This is a genomic window from Amycolatopsis sp. SID8362 (assembly GCF_010550475.1).
Lineage (GTDB): Bacteria > Actinomycetota > Actinomycetes > Mycobacteriales > Pseudonocardiaceae > Amycolatopsis > Amycolatopsis eburnea.
In genome coordinates, this window is the sequence record NZ_JAAGNB010000988.1 from 1 (window position 1) to 1,376 (window position 1,376).

Here is a 1,376-nt window from a genome sequence, read left to right on the forward strand (position 1 = left end):
GCCAGCCCGGGGTTGAACGGCGGTGCCGGCGGCTGCGGGGGCGGCGGCAGCCCGGGCGCGGTCGGCGGGATGAACGCCGTCTCGCGGCCCTCGGTGATCGCCTTCAGCGAGCGGACGGTGTCCGCCATCGTCGGGCGCGTGGTCGGGTCCGAGCGCAGCATCTTGCGCAGCGCCTCGGTGAGCACGCCCGCGTTCTGCGGCGGGCGCTCGGACGACTGGCCGTCGTCGCCGAACGGCGGCACGCCCTCGACCGCGGTGTACAGCGTCGCGCCGAGGGAGAAGACGTCCGCGGCCGGCGTCGGCGGCAGTCCCCGCGCGACCTCCGGCGCCACGTACGCCGCGTGCGGCCCGCCGCCGCTGATGCCGATGTCGGTGAGCTTCACGCCGCCGTCGTCGGCCAGCAGCACCGTGCCCGGCTCGAGCGTGCGGTGGACGAACCCGGCCGCGTGGATCGCGGCCAGCGCGTTCCCGAGCTGGATGCCCAGCGCCGCCGCCTGGTCCGCGGTGAGCCTGCCGTGCTCGGCGAGGAACGTCGCCATGCTGCGCGAGGGGATGTACTCCATCACGAGCCAGACGTCCTGGCCCTCCGGCAGCACGTCGAACACCTTGATCGCGCACGGGTGCTCGATCCGGGCCGCGTCCTTGCCCTCCTGCATTGCGGCCGCGCGCGCCTGCTCGGCGCGGTCACCGCCGCCGACCGGCAGGTACATCCGCTTCATCGCGACGGTGCGGAACAGCCGCGTGTCGAACGCCAGCCACACGATGCCCGCGCGGCCACGGCCGATCGGCTGGTCCAGCCGGAACCGGCCGCCGACGATGGTGCCTTCAGAACTCAAGTCGGATCCTCGGTCATCCGCCGGCTGGGGTGGTGGTGGTCGGAGGCGTCGTGGTCGTCGGAGGAGTCGTCGGTGTCGTCGTGTCCGGCGGCGTCTCGGAAGCCGTCGTCTTCGGAGTCGTCTTCGGCTCGGTGGACCGCGAGGTCGTCCGCTTCGACGACGTCGTCGGTTCCTCCGTGCTCGACGTCAGGTCGACCGTGCTGGTCGGCACCTCCGTCGTCGACGGCAGCGACTCCGACGTCGCGGCGGGCGTCGGCTTGCTGCTCGACACCGGCGCGGCCGGCGCCTCCGGGTTGTTCGGGCTCAGCAGCCAGACGACGAGGGCGACCAGGCCCACGACCACGACGCCGCCGATGATCGCCGGGCGCTTCCACGCGCCGGGCTTCTCGTCGTCGTCTTCGGGCCGCTGCTGCGGGCGGGGCCGCGGCGGGGGCGGCGGGGCCGGCTCGTCGTCGTAGTCGTCGTACGGGTCGTCCGCGTACGGGTCCTGGCCGTGCGGCGGCACCGGCACCGCGCGGGTCGCGGCCAGCCCGGGCGGGA

1 protein-coding gene and 1 pseudogene are annotated in these 1,376 nt (G+C 74.6%); both read right to left on the reverse strand.

Going from position 1 to position 1,376, the window contains the following annotated elements; genetic code table 11:
• Nucleotides 1-836: serine/threonine-protein kinase (locus G3I65_RS30940; protein ID WP_160699238.1), on the reverse strand; the 836-nt coding region annotated here is incomplete at its 3' end.
• Between the two features lie 13 nt (nucleotides 837-849).
• A pseudogene (locus G3I65_RS30945) lies at nucleotides 850-1,376 on the reverse strand (serine/threonine protein kinase); the annotation flags it as partial.